General features: G+C 67.5%; 17 protein-coding genes and 3 tRNA genes. 11 read left to right on the top strand and 9 right to left on the bottom strand.

The genetic code is table 11. The features are described 5' to 3' along the window. Positions 1-74 precede the first annotated feature (74 nt). Both ASF34_RS06195 and ASF34_RS06190 read right to left on the bottom strand, forming a co-directional pair. Positions 75-815: a DUF6538 domain-containing protein gene (locus ASF34_RS06195; RefSeq protein ID WP_200913216.1), complete on the bottom strand. Its 741-nt coding sequence runs from the start codon at positions 813-815 to the stop codon at positions 75-77. A gap of 117 nt (positions 816-932) precedes the next feature. After that, positions 933-1,006 (bottom strand) — tRNA-Gln (locus ASF34_RS06190). Positions 1,007-1,672: 666 nt separating this feature from the next. Here ASF34_RS06190 and glpD point away from each other — a divergent pair. Both glpD and glpK read left to right on the top strand, forming a co-directional pair. Beyond that, the gene (gene glpD, locus ASF34_RS06185; RefSeq protein WP_056159744.1) at positions 1,673-3,187 is read left to right on the top strand and encodes a glycerol-3-phosphate dehydrogenase; all 1,515 of its coding nucleotides are present in this window, start codon (positions 1,673-1,675) and stop codon (positions 3,185-3,187) included. Positions 3,188-3,286: 99 nt separating this feature from the next. Further along, positions 3,287-4,792, top strand: coding sequence for a glycerol kinase GlpK (glpK, locus tag ASF34_RS06180; protein ID WP_056159741.1), 1,506 nt, complete (start codon positions 3,287-3,289; stop codon positions 4,790-4,792). A gap of 57 nt (positions 4,793-4,849) precedes the next feature. On the opposite strand, the gene ASF34_RS06175 is transcribed toward glpK, so the two are convergent. Beyond that, positions 4,850-4,923: transfer RNA gene (locus tag ASF34_RS06175), tRNA-Cys, on the bottom strand. Between the two features lie 206 nt (positions 4,924-5,129). Between ASF34_RS06175 and ASF34_RS06170 the strand changes: the two genes are divergently transcribed. The 7 genes from ASF34_RS06170 to ASF34_RS06140 all read left to right on the top strand — a co-directional run bounded on the left by ASF34_RS06170 (position 5,130) and on the right by ASF34_RS06140 (position 14,507). Next, a tRNA-Asn gene (locus tag ASF34_RS06170) sits at positions 5,130-5,205 on the top strand. A 364-nt stretch (positions 5,206-5,569) separates the two neighbouring features. Further along, positions 5,570-6,871 carry a glycosyltransferase family 4 protein gene (locus tag ASF34_RS06165; RefSeq protein WP_244478912.1) on the top strand — a complete coding sequence of 434 codons (1,302 nt, stop codon included), beginning with the start codon at positions 5,570-5,572 and terminating at the stop codon, positions 6,869-6,871. Between the two features lie 393 nt (positions 6,872-7,264). After that, positions 7,265-9,469, top strand: coding sequence for a polysaccharide pyruvyl transferase family protein (locus tag ASF34_RS06160; protein WP_056159734.1), 2,205 nt, complete (start codon positions 7,265-7,267; stop codon positions 9,467-9,469). Positions 9,470-9,686: 217 nt separating this feature from the next. Beyond that, entirely contained in the window at positions 9,687-11,000 is a 1,314-nt protein-coding gene (locus ASF34_RS06155; protein WP_238254165.1) for a glycosyltransferase, read from the top strand. A gap of 71 nt (positions 11,001-11,071) precedes the next feature. After that, positions 11,072-12,073, top strand: a complete 1,002-nt coding sequence (locus tag ASF34_RS06150; protein ID WP_056159730.1) for an NAD-dependent epimerase/dehydratase family protein — start codon at positions 11,072-11,074, stop codon at positions 12,071-12,073. 141 nt (positions 12,074-12,214) lie between these two features. Further along, positions 12,215-12,457, top strand: coding sequence for a hypothetical protein (locus ASF34_RS06145; protein ID WP_018043849.1), 243 nt, complete (start codon positions 12,215-12,217; stop codon positions 12,455-12,457). Between the two features lie 295 nt (positions 12,458-12,752). Then, complete coding sequence (locus ASF34_RS06140; RefSeq protein ID WP_056159726.1) at positions 12,753-14,507, top strand: outer membrane beta-barrel protein; 1,755 nt, start codon at positions 12,753-12,755, stop codon at positions 14,505-14,507. A gap of 54 nt (positions 14,508-14,561) precedes the next feature. On the opposite strand, the gene ASF34_RS06135 is transcribed toward ASF34_RS06140, so the two are convergent. From ASF34_RS06135 to ASF34_RS06110, 6 genes are all read right to left on the bottom strand, one after another. After that, a complete protein-coding gene (locus tag ASF34_RS06135) occupies positions 14,562-15,155 on the bottom strand; it encodes an AprI/Inh family metalloprotease inhibitor (RefSeq protein WP_018043853.1) in 594 nt (197 codons plus the stop codon). A 160-nt stretch (positions 15,156-15,315) separates the two neighbouring features. Beyond that, positions 15,316-16,569: a cytochrome P450 gene (locus tag ASF34_RS06130; RefSeq protein ID WP_056159725.1), complete on the bottom strand. Its 1,254-nt coding sequence runs from the start codon at positions 16,567-16,569 to the stop codon at positions 15,316-15,318. Beyond that, the gene (locus tag ASF34_RS06125; RefSeq protein WP_056159722.1) at positions 16,566-17,861 is read right to left on the bottom strand and encodes an NAD(P)/FAD-dependent oxidoreductase; all 1,296 of its coding nucleotides are present in this window, start codon (positions 17,859-17,861) and stop codon (positions 16,566-16,568) included. Before ASF34_RS06125 ends, ASF34_RS06130 begins: the two co-directional genes overlap by 4 nt. Then, positions 17,858-18,100, bottom strand: coding sequence for a ferredoxin (locus tag ASF34_RS06120; protein ID WP_056159719.1), 243 nt, complete (start codon positions 18,098-18,100; stop codon positions 17,858-17,860). Before ASF34_RS06120 ends, ASF34_RS06125 begins: the two co-directional genes overlap by 4 nt. An 80-nt stretch (positions 18,101-18,180) precedes the next feature. Then, the gene (locus tag ASF34_RS06115; RefSeq protein ID WP_018043857.1) at positions 18,181-18,693 is read right to left on the bottom strand and encodes a GNAT family N-acetyltransferase; all 513 of its coding nucleotides are present in this window, start codon (positions 18,691-18,693) and stop codon (positions 18,181-18,183) included. Next, positions 18,690-19,517 carry a DUF3750 domain-containing protein gene (locus tag ASF34_RS06110; protein WP_018043858.1) on the bottom strand — a complete coding sequence of 276 codons (828 nt, stop codon included), beginning with the start codon at positions 19,515-19,517 and terminating at the stop codon, positions 18,690-18,692. Before ASF34_RS06110 ends, ASF34_RS06115 begins: the two co-directional genes overlap by 4 nt. A 176-nt stretch (positions 19,518-19,693) precedes the next feature. Here ASF34_RS06110 and ASF34_RS06105 point away from each other — a divergent pair, with 176 nt between their 5' ends. Both ASF34_RS06105 and ASF34_RS06100 read left to right on the top strand, forming a co-directional pair. Continuing rightward, on the top strand, positions 19,694-21,814 hold the full coding sequence (locus ASF34_RS06105; RefSeq protein ID WP_156465641.1) for a TonB-dependent receptor: 2,121 nt from the start codon (positions 19,694-19,696) through the stop codon (positions 21,812-21,814). A gap of 154 nt (positions 21,815-21,968) precedes the next feature. Further along, positions 21,969-22,208 (top strand): hypothetical protein, encoded by a 240-nt coding sequence (locus tag ASF34_RS06100; RefSeq protein WP_018043860.1) that lies wholly within the window; start codon positions 21,969-21,971, stop codon positions 22,206-22,208. Positions 22,209-22,348 lie beyond the last annotated feature (140 nt).

Genomic DNA, 22,348 nt, shown 5'->3' with positions numbered 1-22,348 from the left:
GGGGGTTCTCTCGGGTTCGGGGTTGGTCGTCGCAACCCGACCCTACCCGGCAACCGCCGATGACCACCCTGAAGCTACACCACACCCTGGGACACGACCACCTGTGTAGTACGGAAGGCCGCGCCAACTACAGATAATGGGTCGGGCGTCTCATGCATTGCTTCGGGCTCGGGCTCAGACGCGGGCGTCGGTGCCGATGCGCTTTGCTCGGAGAGATGCGGTGGAGGGGGTGTCGCCTCCAACTGGGCCTTCAAAAGTTTGTCGCGTGGTTCGAAGTTGAAGTCGCCCTCGTGGCGGGCCTTGAGCGCTTCTGCCACGTCAATGCCTGCGCGCAGCATCGCCTGCCGCGCTTGGGAAAGTTCCGCCGGACTTAGGTTGGAGGGTTTAATGCCCTGTTTGTTGAGCATTTGGGCGGTGACGAAGCCCGCCTCCTCCAGTCGGTTGCACGCGAGCGCCTCCCGGTTCCGCGCCGCCATCGTCTCGTACTGAGCGACACGGCGCTCACGGATGTCGTTCGGGATTGCACCGCGCGTCAGACGCCCCTGGTTCTCCTGATCGAGAATCAGCCCGTAGAAATCCTGTACGAGGCGGGCGAGTTGGGCGTCGGTCAGCATCGGCGTCGCGTTCAGGGTCGAGAAGATATTCTCTGACGCGACGTATAGCTGACAGGCTCTTAGCTTGGCAGTCCGCCCGTCCGATGTCCCAAGGCTGCGCACCATCTCGGTGAGGCGCAATTTCGGCTGCAGGCCGGTCGGGCCGCGTCGGCGGAAATGAAAGGTTCGTCCACGCAGGACGACATTCGCGATCGGTGCCACTCCGCTCCTTCGGCACCTGGCTGGGTGCCTTGTGTAGCAGCAGTGTGTAGCAACAGGCTCACACCGCAGGGCGACTGCGCGAGGAGCTCAATGATCTGAATGACTTAGGTGTGACAGTGGCTGGGGGACGAGGATTCGAACCTCGACTAGAGGAGTCAGAGTCCACTGTTCTACCGTTAAACTATCCCCCAACGAACCCGTGAAAGAAACAGCGCTTTTGCCGCCGTTCTCCGAGCTTGGCCGGAAGCTTCGTGAGCGCTTCCGAACGAGGTTGTTCGCATAAGGCACTGTTCCTGTCCGGTCAACCACCCGAATGAAGCCAAACAGGGCGATCGCTCGACGGGAAGGAATCCCGGTGTTGCGTTTGGCCGGAGTCACGGGGCGCCTGTCACGTCGGAGCGGCAAGCGGTCCGCACTTCCGGGCCAGCGTCGCCCGTACCCCGTGGAAATGCGGCCCGTGGAGGCGTGCGAGATCGAGGCCTGATGGACGTGCGGGGCAGTCGACCCGCGCATGCTCCGTGCCTCGAGCGGGTTCCCTAACGTCCGGACGCATGGCGGCCGGTCGAATGGGGAGGATCGTGCCGGAAGGCCGGCTTGTCGAACCGGATATGCCGTTTTAGCCCTTATACCGAGCGGCGCCGATCCCGACCGATGGTCGTCCTCATCGTCGGCCGGTATTAGTGAAAACATCTTGAGGTCCGATGACTTCTCGTGTCGTCTCCATCCGGGCCGGTCGCCGATATCCCCGATCCCGCGATCTCCGGCGCGGGCATTCCTGACGGGGGCGGCCGTGCCGGCTCGACCTGTCCCCCTTATCATTGGGAGGGCTTCGAGGATGGGGAGAGAGAGGTCACGGCTTGGACGCGAGCGATTACGATCTCCTCGTCATCGGCGGCGGCATCAACGGCGCGGGCATCGCGCGCGATGCGGCGGGGCGCGGCCTTCGGGTGATGCTCTGCGAGCGTGGGGATCTGGCCGAATTCACCTCGTCCTCCTCCACCAAGCTCATCCATGGCGGCCTGCGCTACCTCGAACATTACGAGTTCCGGCTGGTGCGGGAGGCTCTGGCCGAGCGCGGACGCCTGCTGCGGCTGGCGCCCCACATCATCTGGCCGTTGCGCTTTGTCCTGCCGCATGACGAGGGCCTGCGCCCCGCCTGGATGCTGCGGCTCGGGCTGTTCCTCTACGACCATCTCGCCCGCCTGCGCGCCCTTCCCGGCTCCGCCTCGGTGACTCTCCCCGGCTCGGATTTCGGCCTGCCGCTGCAGCCGCGTCTGACGCGGGGCTTCGCCTATTCTGATTGCTGGGTCGAGGACAGCCGCCTCGTGGTGCTCAACGCCATGGATGCGCGCGAGCGCGGGGCCCAGATCCGGACGCGCACCACCGTCGAAGCGGCCCGTCGCGACAGGACATCCTGGGTCGTCACTATCCGCCACATGGGGACTGGCCGCAGCGAGGCCGTGCATGCGGGGATGATCGTCAACGCGGCCGGTCCCTGGGTGAGCGAGACCCTCGGGCACACGCTCGGCCTTGCCAGCCGGGCGGCGGTCAGGCTGGTGAAGGGCAGCCACATCGTCGTCCGCAAGCTCTACGAGGGGGATCACGCCTATATCCTGCAGCAGCCGGACGGGCGCATCGTGTTCGCGATCCCCTACGAGGGCGCTTTCACCCTCATCGGCACCACCGACGTGCCCCATTCCGGCGAACCGGGGCCGGTCCGCATCTCCGAGGACGAGACCCTCTATCTCTGCGACTGCATCAACCGGTCGCTCCGGGCTCGGATCCATCCCGGCGACGTGGTCTGGAGCTTCTCGGGCGTGCGCCCGCTCTTCGACGATGCCGCCGCGAAGGCCTCCGCGGTCACCCGCGACTACGTCCTCGACGTCTCCGACCGGGATGGCCGCCTGCCCGTGCTCTCGGTCTTCGGCGGCAAGATCACCACCTACCGGCGCCTCGCCGAACACGCGTTGGCCAAGCTCGCCCCCTATCGCCCCGGGATGAAGCCCGCCTGGACCGGCGATGCGGTTCTGCCGGGCGGCGACATGCCGGGTGCCGATTTCGAGGGGTTCCTCGCCGACCTCATGGCGCGCAGGCCTTTCCTGCCACCCGCGATGGCACGGCGTCTCGCCCGGGCCTACGGCACGCGCACGGACAGCCTGCTCGGCACGGCTCGGACCCTCGCCGATCTCGGGGCGGATTTCGGGGAAGGGCTCACCGAGGCCGAGGTGGCGTATCTGATCGACCGGGAATGGGCGCGCAGCGCTCAGGACATCCTCTGGCGCCGCTCGAAGCTCGGGCTGCACCTGCCGCCCGAGGGACGGGCGCGGCTCGAAGCCTATATGGAGGCCAAGGCCAAAGCCGAAGCGGCCTGACCGGGGACGCGCGCCCGGCTTCGCTCTTTGCTGTGTCGCGGGTTTTTATCGCAGAACCGGGGGGCCACTTCTGCGAAACCTGCTTAAGGGGAGACGGCCATGTCGCGCTATGTCGGGGCGATCGATCAGGGCACGACCAGCACGCGCTTCATCGTCTTCGATCGCGGCGGCGCGATCATCACGGTGGCCCAGCGCGAGCACGAGCAGATCTACCCCCGACCCGGCCATGTGGAGCACGACGCCAACGAGATCTGGCGCAACACCCGGACCGTGATGCGCGAGGCCCTGGAGACGGCGGGGCTGCAGCCGTCCGATCTCAATTCCATCGGCATCACCAACCAGCGCGAGACCACGCTGATCTGGGATCGCGCCAGCGGGCGCCCGCTCCACAACGCCCTGGTCTGGCAGGACACGCGGGTGGACGGGCTCGTGGCCGAGTTCGCCCGCCACGGCGGCAAGGACCGTTTCCGTGCGCTCACCGGCCTACCCTTGGCGAGCTATTTCTCCGGCCTCAAGCTCGCCTGGCTCCTCGACCGGGTGCCCGGTGCCCGCGCGGCAGCCGAGGCCGGGGATGTCCTGTTCGGGACCATCGACACCTGGCTCGTCTGGAACCTCACCGGCGGCCCGCAGGGCGGTCTCCACATCACCGACGCGACCAATGCCAGCCGCACCCAGCTCATGGCCCTCGACACCCTCGACTGGGATGCCGGCATGATTTCGGCCTTCGGCATTCCGCGGGCGATGCTGCCGAGGATCGTCTCCTCGAGCATGGTCTATGGCGAGACGCGGGGCGCCCTCCCCGGGGTGCCCATCGCCGGCATCCTCGGTGACCAGCAGGCGGCCCTGTTCGGCCAAGCCTGCTTCTCGCCCGGCAAGGCCAAGAACACCTACGGCACCGGCTGCTTCGTGCTGATGAACACCGGGACGGCTCCGGTGCCCTCCACCTGCGGCCTCGTCACCACCCTCGCCTACCGGCTCGGCGACGAGGCGCCGGTCTATGCGCTGGAAGGCTCCATCGCCATCACGGGCGCCCTGGTCCAGTGGCTGCGCGACAATCTCGGCCTCATCCGGGACAGCGCCGAGATCGAGCCCCTCGCCCGCACCGTGGAGGACAATGGCGACGTGTACTTCGTGCCGGCCTTCTCGGGCCTCTACGCGCCGCATTGGCGGGAGAGCGCGCGCGGCATCATCGCCGGCCTCACCCGCTACGCCAACAAGGGGCATATCGCCCGTGCCGCCCTGGAGGCCACCGCCTACCAGACCCGCGAGGTCATCGAGGCGATGGAGACGGATTCGGGAATTGCGATCACGGAACTGCGGGCCGATGGCGGCATGGTCTGCAACGACCTCCTGATGCAGTTCCAGGCGGACCTCCTCGCCGTGCCGGTGCTGCGACCGAAGGTGACGGAGACCACGGCGCTGGGCGCCGCCTACGCGGCGGGGCTCGCCACGGGATACTGGGCCGGCACCGGCGATCTCGTGGCCAATTGGGGCGTCGACCATCGCTGGCACCCGCGTATGGACGAGGGCCGGCGCAACCGGCTCTACGCCGCCTGGGGCAAGGCGGTGACGCGCTCGTTCGGGTGGACCGAGCCGACGGGATGAAGCGCCCCGGCCATGACCGGGAGCTCTTCCTTGCAAAATAGGGGATCGAGAAAGATTTGGAGGCCTCGCCCGGAATCGAACCGGGGTGCAAGGATTTGCAGTCCTCTGCGTAACCACTCCGCCACGAGGCCTCGGCCACATCCCATCGAGGAAGGAATGGCGCCTCCGGATCGGGCGGGCGATCCGGGGTGTCGGGTCTCTTACAGAGCCCGGGCCGGGTCCGCAACGGGGATTCCGCGACAGGAGGCCAAACGGAGGCGAGGCCGTAAACAAAGCCGACAAATATGCGAAGAGGCCTTGCGTCCCGCCAAAGCCGTGTGTAGAGACCCCGCCGTGGTCCCCGATAGCTCAGTTGGTAGAGCAAGCGACTGTTAATCGCTTTGTCGTAGGTTCGAGTCCTACTCGGGGAGCCAAATACCTTCTCCGTTCCCCGGCTGTGCCGGACGAGACGCCGGATGAGGGTGGTGAACCTTTTCTCCCCAGCACTTCCCTTGTCGCCGTGATGCCTGCCATCGAGATCGATGGGGCCGCCTTCGGCCTGACCGGCTATGCGCGGTTGGTGCGATGAAGTAGCCTCGTCCGGCAGTGGGATGAGGTCATAGTTTCGACGCGTCGTGCACGCACTTGGCCACTGCGTTTTTAAAGAGGCGGGGCGTTCCGAACGATGGCGAGAATCGCTGACTCCGGGGGCGGTCAGAGAAGGATGCATGTCATGCGGCGATGCCTGTCCATCGTCGGAACCAAAATGCAGGTTCCATGACGGCTCCGAACATCTTGATGGATTACACGGATCTGGTGTCCTTCTTCAAAAGAGGGCTTCCTATCACGGGGATCCAGCGGGTCGTCTACGAAATCACCAGCGCAATCCAGGCGGACGATCTCGACTGCGTCATCACACCGATCGGCATCACGCCGTTCAAGCGGCGGCTCGCTCCCATCAGTGCTCCGATGCTGGAACTGATCGAAGCGTATGGCCGAACCAACACCGTCCAGGGCCGCTCCCTCGTCGCCAAGGCGGTGGAGGAACTGAGCTATGTCCGCATCTTCAAGAACCAGCCGGCGGCGGCGGCCGACAGTTCCATGCCCCGGTCGGCTCCGTGGCTGGTGATGCTCGGGGCGAGCTGGTCGCGCTCGAACTACGCCGGCATCGTCAGCGCGCTGAAATCCGCCGACATCTCCTGTCGCAAGGCGGTCCTCGTCCACGACATGCTGCCGATCGAGCGGCCCAAGCTCACGTTCCGGTCGGCCCATGCCACGTTCAAGCGCTGGATCGACCTCGTGCTCGAGACGGCGGATGTGATCTTCACGCCGTCCCGCGCCACCGCGGACGCGCTCATTGCCTATCAGGGGTTCGATTGCGGGCGGATCGTGACGCTCAATTTCGGTGTGTCCCAGATCGGCGACAACACCCCGCCGAAGCCGCTGAAGGTCAAGGAGCCCTACATCCTTTACGTTTCGTCGGTGCACCCGCGCAAGAATCACCGCGTCGCCATCAAGGCCTGGTCGCTGGCGTTCAAGGGCAACGAGGAGGCGGCCCCGAGCCTCGTCTGCGTCGGGCACAGCAAGCGCAAGAAGCGCATGATGCTGCGCGCCATCGTCAGGCGGACTCCGCTGGCGCGGAAGCTCCACTTTCTCGCCAAGGTCGACGACCTGGCTTTGCGGACGCTCTACAAGAACTGTCAGATGTTCGTGTTTCCCTCCCGCTACGAGGGGTGGGGACTGCCGGTGGCCGAGGCCCTGAGCTTCGGCAAGTTCGGCATCGTCTCGAAGACCACCTCCCTGCCCGAGGTCGGCCAGCATTTCGTCGATTATGCTCTGCCCCATCTGACGAGCGAATGGGTCGCCAAGATCAAGGCCTACGCCACCGACCCCGAGTTGCTCCGGGAGAAGGAGCGCGAGATCGACAGGAATTATAGGCCCGCTACCTGGACGGAGACCGGCCGGCAGATCCTGGCGGCCCTGCAGCGCGTGGACGACGAGGCCAAGGCCGCCTCTGTCGCCAAGCTCCCCGCTCCGCCGCGCCGCGTCGCGCCGCAGTCGGACGCGGCGCGGCAGCGCGTCCCTCAGACCACGTCGTGATGGCACTCGTCCCCTCCCCGCCTTTCGCCGGCCGGAGCGAGACCGATGGCATCCTGCGGTTTTGCCGATGCCGCGACCTCTCGGCCTGGACACCCCGCGGAATCAGCCTTAATCAGGCGCACCAATGACTTGGGAGGTTTGGCGGGCTTGGCATTCAGGCACTCAAATGCAGGATGACCTCGGCGTCCGCCGACAGGACAGGGGCGGCGAACGCGCCGAACTGCCGGGAATATAGTCACTCGAGCGGCGATGGCATTTTTTCGCAGCCCGTATTCTTGGTTGCGGTGGGACGAATACGAGAGCGTCCTGACGATTCTGGCGGATTTGAATCACACCATCACGATACGATCATTGTTTTCGTTTTAGAGAATCCAAGAACCAAGGACGTGATCTATGGCGACATCCATCACCCGGTACGTGCGTGAGAAAGGCGAGATTCCGCTGGCCTGGGCCGGTTCGACCCTGGACATGAACTATCTCAACTTCGGCGACGCTCTGAGCCCGGTGATGATCGCGCTGCTCTCGGGCAAGCCGATCCGCAGGGCGCCGATGAAGTCGTTCGCGCCTCGCCTGTCCTGCGTCGGCACGATCGGCCACGGTTTCGCCAACGGCGAGGTCTGGTTCTGGGGCACGGGCTGCTCCAACTGGGCCAACCCTTCCGCTCCGGCAGCCGAGAAGAAGCCCTTCGTCCCGTCCCCGGAATCGCATTTCACCGTGACCGCCACCCGCGGCCCGGTCTCGGAATCGCTCCTCTCGGCCAAGACCCTCTCGCATGCCGTTCCGTACGGCGACCCGGTCTGGCTGCTGCCTCGATTCTACAAGCCGACGGTCAAGAAGCGCTACAAGCTCGGCGTCATCCTCCACCTGTCGGAACTCGCCAACCGAGAGATGGAGGCGGTGCCGCGCAAGGAGATCGCGCGGTTCCGGATTCCGGCCGAACTCGCCGACGACATCCATCTCATCACGACCGTCACCGAACTGCATGTCGGTGCGCTTCAGTCGAAGATCGACGAGATCCTGTCCTGCGAGCGCATCGTCTCCACCAGCCTGCACGGCATGGTGATCGCAGAATCCTACGGCATTCCCTGCCTGTATTTCGCGCCGAGCCTGAGCAAGGACGGGCTGCAATCGGTGGAGCTCACCCCCGGTGGCGACGTCGACCTGCGCATCGTCGATCTCTATACCGGCCTCGGCCTGCCGAAGATCGACGTCTACAATCAGCCCCGGCCCAAGCCGAGCGACTGGCCCGCGATCATGAAGGCCATCGACAAGAGCTGGTCGCCCAAGACCTTCGATGGCGATGCCCTGATCAACGCCTTCCCGGTCGATCTGAGCCCCATCTCCGCCGCGCCCGGCGAGACGATCTGGGAGCACAAGGCGCTCACCGACCTGAAACTCCGCCACGATGTCGGCGAGTTGAACCGGCTCGACCGCAAGGAATTTCCGGGAGGAGCCAAGGTGGCCGCCGCCCGATTTCCTGACGAATCTCCCAAAGGCGCTCCCAAGGCCGCTGCGAGAGCTGTGGCCGAAAAGACTGTCTCCGAGCCGGCTGGCGAAGATGCTGCGGCGAAGCTAGAAAAAAAAAAGAGCTCCGTCGCTCTCCTGAAGCGCATTAAATCGACCCTGCCGCCCGGTTCGGTGCCCCTGGCCTGGGCGGCCAGTTCGCAGAAATTTCCCTATGCCAATTTCGGTGACGCGCTGAGCGCCGTCATGGTTGCCGCCATCTCCGGGCGCGTCGTGCGGCATGCGGCCTTCGACAGCAATTCCGAGCGCCTCGTCGCGGTCGGAACCATCGGTCACGCCATCAGCAAGGGCACGGTGCATATGTGGGGCACCGGACTCGATGCCCAGCGCTGCCCGGGCAATCCGAACCAGGCGCCCTATCAGCGTCCGGCGGGAACCGAGTTCCACGTCCATGCCGTGCGCGGGCCCAAGACCGGCGCGGTGCTGAGGGCGCAGGGCATCGCGGTGCCGGAGATCTACGGCGACCCGGTCTACCTGCTGCCCAAGTTCTGGCCCATGGACCATGTGGCGAAGACCCATGAGATCGGCGTCATCGTCCACCTGACCGAGCTCGCCTCCCAGGATCCCGCCGCCACCGTCATCGACGTGATGACGCGCTACGGCATCCCCCCCGAGCGCAAGGGCGATATCCGGATCATCAACACGATCACCGAACGCGACGCATCGTCCCTGCGCGCCAAGGTCGAGGAGATCGTGTCCTGCCGGCACATCCTCTCCACCTCGCTCCACGGTCTCGTGATCGCGGAATGCTACGGTATTCCCAGCGCTTGGTTCGCCACCTATGGCCAGGGCGAGGGCCGTGAACTCAAGCTCGACGACGATGAGGAGAGGGTCGATCACCGGGTGCGGGATTTCTATCTCGGCGCCGGTGTGACCCGCCTCAACGCCTTCTGCCTGGAGCGGCGCGCCAAGCCCGAATGGGACAAGGCCGTCGACTGGATCAAGGCCACATGGCGGCCCCTGACCTACTCGCCCCAGGCATTGTTCGAAGCCTTCCCGCTGCCGAAGGCGGTCGAGTTCGAGGCGACCCCCTGGCCGGTGGAGCCGAAGGTGCTCAAGGCGCTGAAGTTCTAGGCGTCCGGTCCTACGGGACGCGTCGCATCGTCGAGGCCACGCGGCGATCGAGAAGAGGCGAACTCCGTCCTCCTGGAGGCGTCAGCGCCCGAGGAGGAGGAACGGAGTTCGGACGGCACGAGGGGCCGAGCTACCGGCGCGTGAAATCGCATGTGGTCCGAGTCTTTCATTCCTATCGCCAACGACCCCATCGCAGAACCATCCGAGGAAGTCCGGAATGCCTAAAAGTGTGATGTTGGATGGGTACAATCTCGGCCTGGAGAAGGGGACCGGCGTCGCCACCTACGCCCGCAACCTGAGCTACGAGCTGCACGAGCTCGGCTACCGGACCGATGTCCTCTACGGGACCCGCGCATCTCCGGGCCTCGACCCGCTGCTTCGCGAGATTTCGTTCTTCGATCCGGCGGTGGGTATCCCGCCGCAATGGCTGGTGATCCTGCGCTACCTGCGCGACCAGATGACCTCGCCGCTCGGGCGGCGGGCGGTGAAGGTGCCGATCACCGGCACCGTCATCAGCAAGACGTTCGAATCGCGGATGCCGTATTTCGACCAGATCTGGAACAGCGTGAACCTGTTCGACGTCGCGCTCTCCTATTTCAAGACCTACAATCGCACCCTGCGCGTCAGCGGTCTGCGCACGCCCGACATCATGCACTGGACCTATCCTCTGCCGATCCGGATTCCGGGCGCCAAGAACATCTACACCCTGCACGATCTCGTGCCCCTGCGCCTGCCCTTCACCACCGGTGACATCAAGCGGCGCTACCTGCGCCTGATGCGGCGCATCGTGAAGGATGCCGATCACATCGTCACCGTGTCCGAGACCTCGCGCCGCGACATCATCAACCTGCTCGGCTGCCCCGAGCACCGGATCACCAACACCTACCAGTCGGTGGAAATCCCCAAGAAGTTCTCCGAGAAGCCCGAGGACGTGGTCCGCCGCGAGATCGAGGGCGCCTTCGGCCTGCCGTACAAGGGCTACTTCCTGTTCTTCGGCGCCATCGAGCCCAAGAAGAACGTCGGCCGCCTCGTCGAGGCCTATCTCGCGAGCCAGGTCTCGGCGCCACTCGTCATCGTCGGCGGCGCGGCCTGGAAATCGGATATCGAGTTCAAGTTCATCAATCCGGCGACGAACTCGTATCTCGAGCAGATCGACAACATGACCTACCAGCGCGACCGCATCCGGCGGTTCGACTACGCGCCGTTCTCGCTCCTCGTCAGCCTCATCCGCGGTGCCAAGGGCGTGGTGTTCCCCTCCCTCTACGAAGGCTTCGGCCTTCCCGTGCTGGAGGCCATGCTGCTCGGCACCCCGGTCATCACCTCCAAGGAGGGCTCGACGCCGGAAGTCGCCGGCGACGCGGCCCTGCTGATCAACCCCTACGACACCCGCGACATCGCCGACGCGATCCGCGCGGTGGATTCGGATGCGGACCTGCGCGGGCGCCTCTCCGAAATGGGCAAGGTTCAGGCGGCGAAATACAGCCCCGAGATCTATCGCGGGCGCCTCAAGGAACTCTACGAGCGACTCTGAACGGACCTTTCCGGATCGCCGCCGGCCTCGTCGGCAGGCGGTCCGGGCGACGGTGAGGCCTCGACCCGACAATGGCGATTCTCGTGACCGGAGCCGCGGGCTTCATCGGCTACCATGTGGCCGATCGCCTGCTCGCGCGTGGCGAGACGGTCATCGGCATCGACAATCTCAACGATTACTATTCCGTCGCGCTCAAGCGGGACCGGATCGAAGATCTCGCGACGCGCCGGGGCGACGCATTCCGCTTTCTGCCCATCGACTTCTCCGATCACGAGGCCCTGGACAGGGGGCTGGACGAGCATGGGATCGACAGGATCGTCCATCTCGGCGCGCAGGCCGGGGTGCGCTACTCCATCGATAACCCGCGCGCCTACGTTCAGGCCAACGTGGTCGGTCACCTCAACATCCTGGAATTCGCGCGCCACCGGGGCGTGGCGCACCTCGCCTATGCCTCGTCCTCCTCGGTCTATGGCGCGAATACCTCCCTGCCCTTCCGGGTCGAGGACCGCGTCGACCATCCGGTCTCGCTCTATGCCGCCACCAAGAAGGCGGACGAGTTGATGAGCGAAACCTACGCCCATCTCTATCGCCTGCCCCAGACCGGACTGCGCTTCTTCACCGTCTACGGGCCATGGGGACGGCCCGACATGGCTCTGTGGCTGTTCACCAAAGCCATCTTCGCGGGCGAGCCGATCCGCGTGTTCAACGACGGCGCGATGCGACGGGATTTCACTTACATCGACGATATCGTCAGCGGGATCCTCGCCTGCCTCGACAATCCGCCCCCCGATAACGGCGCGGAGAAGGCCGGCGGCAGCCATGCGCCGCACCGGCTCTACAACATCGGCAACAACACGTCCGTGCCGCTCCTGCGCATGATCGACGTGCTGGAGGAGGCCTGCGGGCGCCCTGCGATCCGCCGATCCGAGCCGATGCAGCCCGGCGACGTGAGGGAGACCTACGCCGATCTCGGCGCCATCGCCCGCGACCTCGGCTATGTCCCGACGACGCCGATCGAAGTCGGCATCCCGGCCTTCGTGCGCTGGTTCAAGGCCTATCACCGCCTCGGCTGACGCGGCCCGCTTCTGCCCGAGGCGTCGATCCGCCGGCGGGACAGTCGTCATACCCCATATGGGGGATGGCAGGATTGAACGGGATGGTAGGGGTTGCGTGATCCAGGGCCGCGATCTTGACCACCACCATGTGGACCACCGATGTTCATCGATTGCCGCATCACCTACGACCTTCATTCCGATGACCGGAGCCTCGACAGGTGGACGGTCTTCGACACCAAAACCGGTCGACCGGCATGGGTGAAAGGACTGCGGCAGGTCGGGCTTGCCTTCGCCGTGGCCGACCAACTCGTCGACGCATTGAACGCCATGGAGCGCGCCGCACCGGGATCGTCGGTGACCTGGTCGGACCGCTTGAGCGGGCCGCTGCTCGCCCCCGTGTGATCGTCCGTCCCACCGTGCCGGTTCCGTCAGTCCCTGCCTCGATCCACCCACTCGAGGATGCGGTCTTAAGACAACGCTAACCCTGTTCTTTTACCACGATGGGGTCGGCGAGGAGCCGTCCCGCATTGGTCTGGCCGCGTCCCGAGGGGGCGCGATCCCCCGGGACGATCTTCGGCCGCCGCGTCCGTCGCGCCGGTCCGGGATGCGCGAAGGGACGTCCGTGAAACATCCCGGGCAGCGGTCCTGTCGCGCGCACCGCTCGAGGCGGGGACCCGCGGAGAGACACTCGTCCGTGATGCGTGCAGGCCCGATCGCAGGATGGCGCAGGAGGGGGCTTCACGGCCTGATCCTGACGGCTGCCGTCGCCCTGCCCGGAAGCCAGTCGGAGGCCCAGTCGAGCCCGACGCCGCGACCCGCCACACCGACCTTCGGCAGCACGAATCCATCCTCGGCCACGGGTGCGGGTAGTACGGGCGGCCCGACCCTGCGCGGCAGCGGTGCCTCCGGCGATGCGTCCACCGGCGCCGCCTTCCCGAGCGAGGGCGCTGTCTCACAGACCGATGACGGTTCGGCCGGCACCCCCGCCCGACGGCGCTCCCTCGCGCCTGTCGCGCGTCCGGCCACGAGCGCCGGCAACAACCGCAATCCCACCGATCTCCTGCGCCTGCGCGCGATCCCGCCGCGCCGCTTCGGCGTGGCGACGACGCGGCCGGTCCGCTCCATCGTGCAGACGCCGCCGCCGGACCTGCGCCTCACACCCGTGATCCGCAATGCCGTCGTCGGTGCGCCGCTGCCGACCCCCTCGCCCGCTCCGCCCCCGGCGCCGTCCCTGACCCTGTTGCCATTGGCCGGAATCGGCACGCCGGGCGCCTTCCTCGGCGCCGCCCTGCGCAGGCCGCTGGTGGTGGACGAGGCCTATGCCCCCCTCGGCATCAAGCTCGGGACCTTCACCTTCCTGCCGGTGTTCCAGCAGAGCGTCGGCTACGACACCAATCCGGACCAGATCACCGCCGACCGCGCCAAGGGGTCGCTCGCCCTGCGCACCGAGGGCGAGCTCGCCTTCCGCAGCGACTGGTCCTCGCATGAACTCGCGGGCGAACTCCGCGGCGGCTATCTCGACTTTCCCGACAACCAGGCCGCCAGCCGGCCCAATGGCGCCGGCACGGTTCGCCTGCGCCTCGACGCCAACCGCAGCACCACCGTCGACGTAGAGACCCGCTTCCTCGTCGAGACGCAGCGGCCGGGCTCGCCGGACATCAACGCCACGCTGTCGAACCGCCCGATCGTGGCGAGCTACGGCACGACGATCGGCGTCACCGAGACGTTCAACCGGCTGCAGGTCTCCCTGCGCGGCCTCATCGACCGGTCGGAGTTCGAGAGCGCGACGCTGTCGAACGGGGCGATCCTGAACCAGAGCGACCGCAACCTGAACCAGTACGGGTTGAGGCTGCGCGCCTCCTACGAGATCTCGCCCGTCATCTCGCCCTTCGTCGACGTCCTGGCCGATACCCGCGTCTACGACCTCCGCACCGATTCCAACGGGATCCGCCGAAATTCCGACGGCATCACGGTCACGGGCGGCGCCCGCGTGGCGCTCACCCGCTTCGTCAGCGGCGAGGTCTCGGCGGGCCTCCAGCACCGGACCTATGTCGATCCAGGCCTGAAGGACCTCACCGCCCCGATCGTCAACGCGGCCCTGATCTGGACGGCGAGCCCGCTCACCACCGTGCGGCTCAACGCGGCCACCGGCATCATCGAGACCGCCGTTCCGGGATCGAGCGGCGTGCTGACCAAGGCGGTGACGCTGGAGGTGCAGCACGACCTCCTGCGCAACCTGTCGATCACCCTGGGCGGCGGCTACCTCGCCAGCGACTACGACCGGGTCAACATCACCGAGCGCGGTTTCTCCGCCACCGCCCGGCTCGACTACCGCTTCAACCGCTGGCTCTCCCTGCGCGGCAGCTACATCTACCAGCAGATCGACAGCAGCTCCGCCGGGTCGAGCTTCAGCGCCAATACCTGGCTATTGGGGCTTCGGGTTACGCCCTGAAACTCAGTTCTGGCAAGACTTTATACGGGTTTTCTCATGCAATGACGTAAGTCCTTACCGCGCCAGGGCGAGCGAGGCGCCGGACTTGGAGAGCGCTCCGTCCAACGCACCCCCACCCTGGCGCAGGCGGGCCGTCACGGTCCCGCCGGGCTGGTAGAGATAGACCTCGCCGTCGCGGTAATCCCAGGCGGTGACCTTCGCCAGATCCTTGTTGGCACAGCCGGAGGCGTTCGCCTTGTAGAGGTCGAGGGCGGGGGCGCTCGACAGGGAGACCTTGCAGGTCGCGCCCGTGGCGTCCTTGGCATTCCAGCTTCCCACCACCGAGGAGCGTCCGCTCGACACGATCGGCGGAGCCGGCGGCGGCACGTAGACCGGTTCGGCGACGACCGGGGCCGGCGCCAGAGCCACGTCCGCACCCACCGGAGGCGGAGCGTCGACAGGGGCGGCGCTGGCGCCGGGCGGGGGCGCGAGGGGGGCGGACGTCACCGGGCCGGCGGGCATGGCCGGGGCGACCGGCTCGAGGGCGGCCTGGGCACCGAGGCCGGCGCGGCTGCCGCGGCTCGGCCCGTCGAGGCGCGACGAGCTGCAGGCCCCGAGGCCTGCGGCGAGGGCGACGAGGGCAACGGTCGACAGGAACTGACGCGGCATCGATCTCTCTTCCCGGCGGGGACTTCGGCAATGAACCGTTGCGTCACCGCCAATTGCGCTGACGGCAAGGCAATGCCGCGGGCCTGACAAGGGAAAGGCGCGTCGCCCCGGCTTTTCGGACACGGTGTGGCGGCAAGGCCGCAATCGTGTCCGAGCGAGGTCAGCGGCGGGGTGCCACTCCGTCGATGGCGAGCCGAAGATGCATGGGGCCGCGCAGGGCCGCGCCCGAGCGATAGGGCGGCGGATCGTCGATGAGGCGCGGATGGACGAGGCGCTGTGCCAGCGCCACAAGGGCCGCCTCGGCCTCGAATCGGGCGAGCGGCGCGCCCGCGCAGTAATGGAGCCCGCCGCCGAAACCGAAATGGCGGATATCGGGCCGATCCGGGTCGAACCGGTCGGGGTCGCGGAACACCGCCGGGTCGCGATTGCCGGAGGCGAGGAGGAGCACGATGTCGGCGCCCTCCGGGATGGTGGTGCCGGCGATGTCGATGGCGCTCAACGCCCGCCGCGTCCGGAAATGCACCGGCGGGTCGTAGCGCAGCATCTCCTCGATGAGGCGCGGTGCGAGGTCCGGCTCGCCGGCGAGCCGCGTGAGGATGTGGGGGTGTCGCACCAGAGCCAGCATGCTGTTGGCGATGAGGTTCACGGTGGTCTCATGGCCGGCCACCAGCAGCAGGATGGCGGTGGCGATGAGGTCGACCTCGCCCATCCCCGCTCCACCGTCCTTGCCCGATTCGCCGTTCATGCCGGACAGCATGTCGTCCTGCGGGTGCCGGCGCTTCTCCTTGATGAGGCCGCGCATGTAGGTGGAGATTTCGTCGAAGGTGGTGATGTTCTTCGCCCGTGCCTCCTCATTGCCGAGGTTGTCCGGTTCGAGGGCCGAGGCGAGCTGCGTCGCCCAGCCGTGGAATTGCGGCTCGTCCTCCGGCGGCACGCCCAGCATCTCGCAGATCACCGTGACGGGAAGCGGATAGGCGACGTCGCAGACGAGATCGAAGCTCGTCGCATCGCTCTGCTTGTCCAGGAGTTCGGCCACGAGGTCATGCGAGCGTCCGCGCATGGCATGGACCCGCTGATGCGTGAACTGCCCCATCACGGCCATCCGCAGCCGGTCATGGTCCGGCGGATCGCGGAAGATGAACGGGCGATGGGTGTTTGTGACGTGATCCTTGACCGGGTTGACGATCCAGTCCGAGAGCGGGTTGCCGGTCCGCGGGCGTTCGCTCGGCGGCAGGGTCTCCGAACTGATCCGCGGATCGTGCAGGAGGCTCGTGATCGCCGCATGGGTCGAGACCACATAGGTGCCGTCGTCCTGGCGCGAGACGGGCGTCTCGCGCAAGCGGGCGTAGAGCGGATAGGGATCGGCCCGGTTGGCCTCGTCCTTGACCGCCTCGAACAGGAATCCGGCCTTCATGACGATGTCCGTTCCTCGGGAAAGCCCGGCTGCAGCACCGCGAGACCGTGCAGGTCGACCCCGACGCGGATCGGTGGGAACGGGGCGCGCGCTGCGATCTGCTCGGCATAGGCGGGGAGCCAGCGCCCTGAATCGAAGGACAATGCGGCGATGCAGCGTCCCTTGGCGCCATAGACCACGACGAAGCGGCCCTCCTTCGGGCTTCCCTGCGCGAAGACCATGGCATCCGCCCCCTCGGTCAGGCCCACCGACTTGATGGTGACGCCGCCCTGGGACGACCAGAAAGCGGGCATCTCGGCATAGGCCGCGCCCGTGGCCGCTCCTGCCAGGAGGCGCCCGGCATGCTCGCCCTGGGCCACCGCGTGGCCCCAATGTTCGAGGGCGACCGGGCGGCCGTCGTAAAGCGGATGGGGGAACCGTGCCACGTCGCCGGCCGCGGCGATGGCCCTGTCGGGGCGTCCCTCCATGTCGAGGACGTAACCGGCCTCGTCGCAGAGGACGCCGCCTGGGCCGGCATCGAGCCCGGAACCTCTCAGCCATTCGGTGTTGCGCACCGCGCCCAACGCCACCACCACGAGGTCGGTTTCCACCTCACTGCCGTCATCGAGAATGGCCCGGACCACCCGGCCCGACGCATCGCCTTCGAGCCGCGCGACCTTGGTCCGGCTGCGCAGGTCGACGCCGAGAGCTCGGTGCAGGGCGGCGACGATCTCGCCCACCGGCTGCCCGAGGATTCTAGCGAGGGGTGCCGGTCCCGGATCGATCAGGGTGACGGTGCGGTCGAGGGCCCGGCAGGAGGCCGCGACCTCGCAGCCGATGAAACCCGCGCCGATGATGAGGACGCGCTTCGCGCCGGCGGCGAGCGCCCGCCGGAGGGCGGCGGCATCGTCGCGCCCGCGCAGGGTATGGACCCCGGCAAGGCCCGCCTCAGTCGGATTCGACCAGGGTCGGGCGCGCGATCCGGTGGCGATGAGGAGCCGGTCGTAGGACAGGGTCGCGCCATCGGCGAGGCGGACCTCGCGGCCCTCCCGGTCGAGGCCTGTGGCGGCGACGCCGAGCCGCCATTCGGCATCCAGGGCATGGAGGTTCGGCAACGCGGTCGCCTCGGGCGCGATCTCGCCGGTGAGGGCGGCCTTCGAGAGCGGCGGCCGGTCGTAGGGGCGGTGCGGCTCGTCGCCGACGAGGGTGAGGCGGCCGGCAAAGCCCGCCCGGCGCAGGGCCTCGGCGCCGCGCAGGCCCGCGAGGGAGGCGCCGACCACCACCGCATGTCCTTCGGTATTCCTGCTCGTCATCGGCCTTGCCGCTCCGGGTCCTCGACGCGGATCGCCTGGACCGGACAGGATACCCGCGCCCGCTCGATGGCGAGACGGTCGGACGCGGAGGGCGCGGGGTCGTAGAACAAAGCTTCGCGCCCATGCAGCATGAAATGCTCCGGCGCCGCGTAGCAGCACTGGGCGTAGGCCTGGCATCGGTTGAGATCGACGGTGACGCGCAGGGGCGAGCCGTTCGGCGGCGGGGAGGGATCGGGCATGGGGCTCGCTGAGGGAAGCACCCGACAAGGTTTCCCGCGTGCCGAGGTTCCGTCGCGAGCGCAAAGGTCGCGCGTGCGCTTTACGACGCGTCGTCGGCCCCGAGCTTCCTGTGCATCACCAGGGCATCGACCAGCCCGAGGCCCGGATGCCGGAACGCCTCGGGCAAGCGGGCGATCCGCGAGAAGCCGAGGCTCTCCCACAGGGCCACCGCGCGGGTGTTGCTGGCGACGACGAAATTGAACTGCATGGCGAGGAAGCCCTGGCGGGTGGCACCCTCGATCGCGTGCCGTCCCATGGCGCGGGCGATGCCGCGACCTACCGCATCGGGATGGGTCATGAACCCGGCATTGGCCACATGGGCTCCGCCGCCCTGCTGGTTCGCCTTCAGCATGTAGGTGCCGAGCACCCTGCCCCCGTCCAGGGCGACGAAGACCTGGTTTGCCGGGGCGAACCAGTAGGCCAGCATGGCCTCGCGCGAGCCGTCGCGGGGCAGCGCATAGGTCTCGCCGGCCCGGATCACCGGCTCGAGGATGGACCAGATCGCATCGGTGTCGCCGGGCTCCGCCGGGCGGATGAGGAGGGGTGTCGTCATGCCGTTCCGATCCTGCCCCAGCCGGGAAGTTTGATCGCGGGGCGGCGCAGGTCGAGCCCCGCGACGAGGCCGAGGAGGTTCAACTCGATGCCCTCGACCCAGCCGACGGTGAGCCCGGCATAGCCGCTGAAGGTCAGCCGGATGCCGGTGCCGCTCGGCGTCCGCTCGACGATGCGGCCCGGCGGCGCCCAGTCCTTGCCCAAAGCCGTCGGCGGCAGGATCGCCTGCGCCTCCGGAAGGCGGGCCAGCACATGGGCGGTGAAGCTATTGGAGTTCGGCCCGGGCCAGGCCTGATAGGTGCCGAGCGCCCGGTAGGGATAATCGGCCACCGCCGCGCGGATCGACGGGATGGCGCGGGCCGCATCGTCCCCGTCGAGGGCGAGGACGGTCTGCGGATCGTTGCCGAACCAGCGTCCGTCCGCGGCCCAGCCGTCCGTGCGGACCGGCATCCCCCAGCCGACCACGTCGTAGCGGGTGTAGCGGGCGGCGCCGTCCGGCTTCACCACGATCCAGCTGTGATGGGCGAAGATCCCCCGCCAGCGCCCGACCCGCGCCGCATAGACCCGGACGAGTGCCGGGTCCGACGCTTTGGGCGGGCGCAACAGCCCGGCGCTCGACCAGTCGGCCACCGCCCAGTCCGCCGCGCCACCGCCCCGCGCCATCCACCACAGGGCATGGCTGCCGAGCGGCAGAAGAAACAGACCGAGCAGGAGGAGGCAGAACACGCGAAAGATCGCGCCGAGGAGGGACAGGGAGATCACGACGGGGATCTTTGCCCGCGCGAGGCCGCGCGCAAGCGCTGCCTTCGTCGCATCCACACTCATCGCTCGCCGCCGACCGTTTCGGCGATGATGCGCATCGGCCACAGTCGGGTTTCAACCGCGACGCGGACCATATCTCCCCTTGCCGCATGAAACGCACTCAGCAATGAAACATTATAACATAGTGATTTCGGGGCGTGATGCGGATGAGACGATCGAGGATCTGGCTGGCCGGGACGATGCTGTCCGGTGCGGGTCTCACATCCGGCGCGATGATCGCCCCCGCCGCGGCCCAGCAGGCCGAGGCGACGCTCTCGGAACTGAGCGTGACGTCCGCGAGCCCGATCCTCCCCGCCCCCGGCCCTTCCGCCGCAGGGGGCTTTCCCACCGGTGTGCTGCCGGTCGTCGGCGACAGCCTCTCGCCCGTCACGGTGGTCACCCGCTCCGAGATTCAGCGCAACCAGCCCCGCACCCTCGGTGACGCCCTCTCCGACCGCCCCGGCATCTCGTCCTCGACCTATGCGCCCGGAGCGGCTTCGCGGCCGATCATTCGCGGCCTCGACAACGCGCGGGTGCGGATCCAGGAGAACGGCATCGTCAATGGCGGCGTGTCCGATCTCGGCGAGGACCATGCGGTGCCGGTCAACCCGCTCACCGCCGACCGGATCGAGGTGATCCGCGGCCCCGCGACCCTGCGCTACGGCTCGGGCGCCATCGGCGGCGTGGTCTCGTCCGAGAACAACCAGGTGCCCACCTTCATCCCGGCCCGGGGCGTCTCCGGCCAGGTCACCACCGGCTATTCCAGCGTCGATAACGGAAGGCTCGGCGCGGTGAGCGTCGATGCCGGGGCCAACGGTATCGCGGTCCATGCCGACGGCTTCAAGACGGCCACCGATTCCTACGCCATTCCCGGCGGCATCCAGCGCAACTCGGCCACCGAGACGCAGGGCGGCTCCATCGGGATCTCGGCCATCGGCGATCGCGGCTTCGTCGGCGTGTCGTTCAGCCACTACGAGGCGATGTACCAGATTCCCGGAGGCGACGCGGAGGAGGCCCGCACACGGCTGACCCCGAACCAGGATCGCGTGCTCGCCCGTGGCGAGTATCGGCCGCTTCAGGGGCCGTTCGAGGTTCTCCGGTTCTGGGCCGGCGGGTCGGTCTACCGCCATGAGGAGATCGGTATCGCGCATCAGGATTCCGGGGGGGCGAGCGGCCTCGAGGGCGTGCAGGCGATCTTCAAGAACCGCGAGGTCGAGGCCCGGTTCGAGGCGCAACACGTGCCGGTCGTCACCGCGCTCGGCACCCTCACCGGCGCTGTCGGCCTGCAGACGGGCCGGCGCGTCCTCAATTCGCAGCTCGAAAGCTTCCTGCCGGCCACGGAATCGCGTTCCCTCGCCACCTACCTGTTCGAGGAACTGGCGGTCGGGGGCGGCCTGCGCTTCCAGGCGGCGGGCCGCATCGGGAACGACCGGCTCAACAGCACCGCCACGCTGTTCCCCGCCGACTACCTGCCCAATGGCACGGATCCGTCGAGCTCCGCGCTGACGCGCCGCTTCGCCCCCAAGAGCCTCAGCTTCGGCGCGCTGCAGGACCTGCCCTACGGGTTCGTGGCGAGCGTCAATGGCTCTTATGTCGAGCGCGCGCCCACCAGCTACGAGCTGTTCTCGCAGGGGCCGCACGATGCCACCGCGACCTTCGAGATCGGTGACCCGACCCTGAAGCTGGAGCGTGCCCGCACGGTGGAGCTCAGCCTGCGCCGGGCCGAAGGTCCCCTGCGCCTCGACGCCACCGGATACGTCACGCGCTATACCGGCTTCATCTACCGCCGGGATACCGGCAACCGCTGCGACGACGATTTCGCCTCCTGCGGCAGCGGCGACGAGTTGCGCCAGATTGTCTACTCACAGGCCAACTCGACCTTCTACGGCGCCGAGATCGGCGCGCAACTCGACATCCTTCCCGTCGGCGACGGCTGGGCCGGGATCGAGGCGCAGTACGATTTCGTGCGGGCGCAGTTCGACGACGGTTCCTACGTTCCGCGGATCCCCCCCCATCGCCTGGGTGGCGGTGCTTTTCTGCGGGCGAATGGCTGGTTCGGCCGCGTGAACCTGCTCCACGCCTTCGACCATACCGAGATCGCGCCGTTCGAGACACTGACGCGGGGTTGGAACGATCTGCGCGCCGAGCTGGCGTATACGCAGTCCCTCGATCCGGTGATCTACGGTGCCAGTGAGGTGACGGTGGGGCTCCAGGGTCGCAACCTCCTGGATGACGACATCCGCAACTCGGCCTCGTTCAAGAAGGATGAAATCCTGCTGCCCGGCCGCAACGTCCGGCTGTTCCTGACGGCCCGGTTCTAAAGCTGGTCCCGGTCCCGTCAGGGGACCGGAACGGTCCGGCGCCGGACCGTCGCTCGCCGTGTCGGACAGTTAACTGCCCGCTCGGCGGCAAACCGTGCTAGAACACGGCCAACCCCGCACGAACCCGTGCCCTGGGCAACTCCATGAGGCCCAAGTGGCGAATGCGTTCAAGAGTGGTGCGTCTCAGTCGCGTACCACCAACGATTTCAACGAGCGGGCCAAGCAGCTCTCCGAGCGTCTCGGCGCCATCGAGAAGCCCGCGCAGATGAAGCGCGGCAACGCTCCGCGTCGTTCGTTCAAGGCCGGCCCCCGCCCCGAGGCGGATACGGAGCCCAAGGGCGAAGTCGAGACGACGTCCGAGAAGGACGAGGGCGAAGCCGAGAACGAGGCCTGACACAGGCGCTCTCGCCCGACTTCGGCGTGAGCCTCGGCGACGACGCGAAAGGGCCCGGATAGAAGCACCGGATACGAGATCCGGTACAACCATCCGAGCCCTTGGCGGTCATCGAGACGACGAGGCCTCCCTTGCGAGGG

The sequence above is a fragment of the Methylobacterium sp. Leaf106 genome (assembly GCF_001422895.1).
GTDB lineage: Bacteria > Pseudomonadota > Alphaproteobacteria > Rhizobiales > Beijerinckiaceae > Methylobacterium > Methylobacterium bullatum.
Note: the sequence above shows the minus strand (reverse complement) of the source record. Positions and strands in the feature narration are given on the sequence as shown.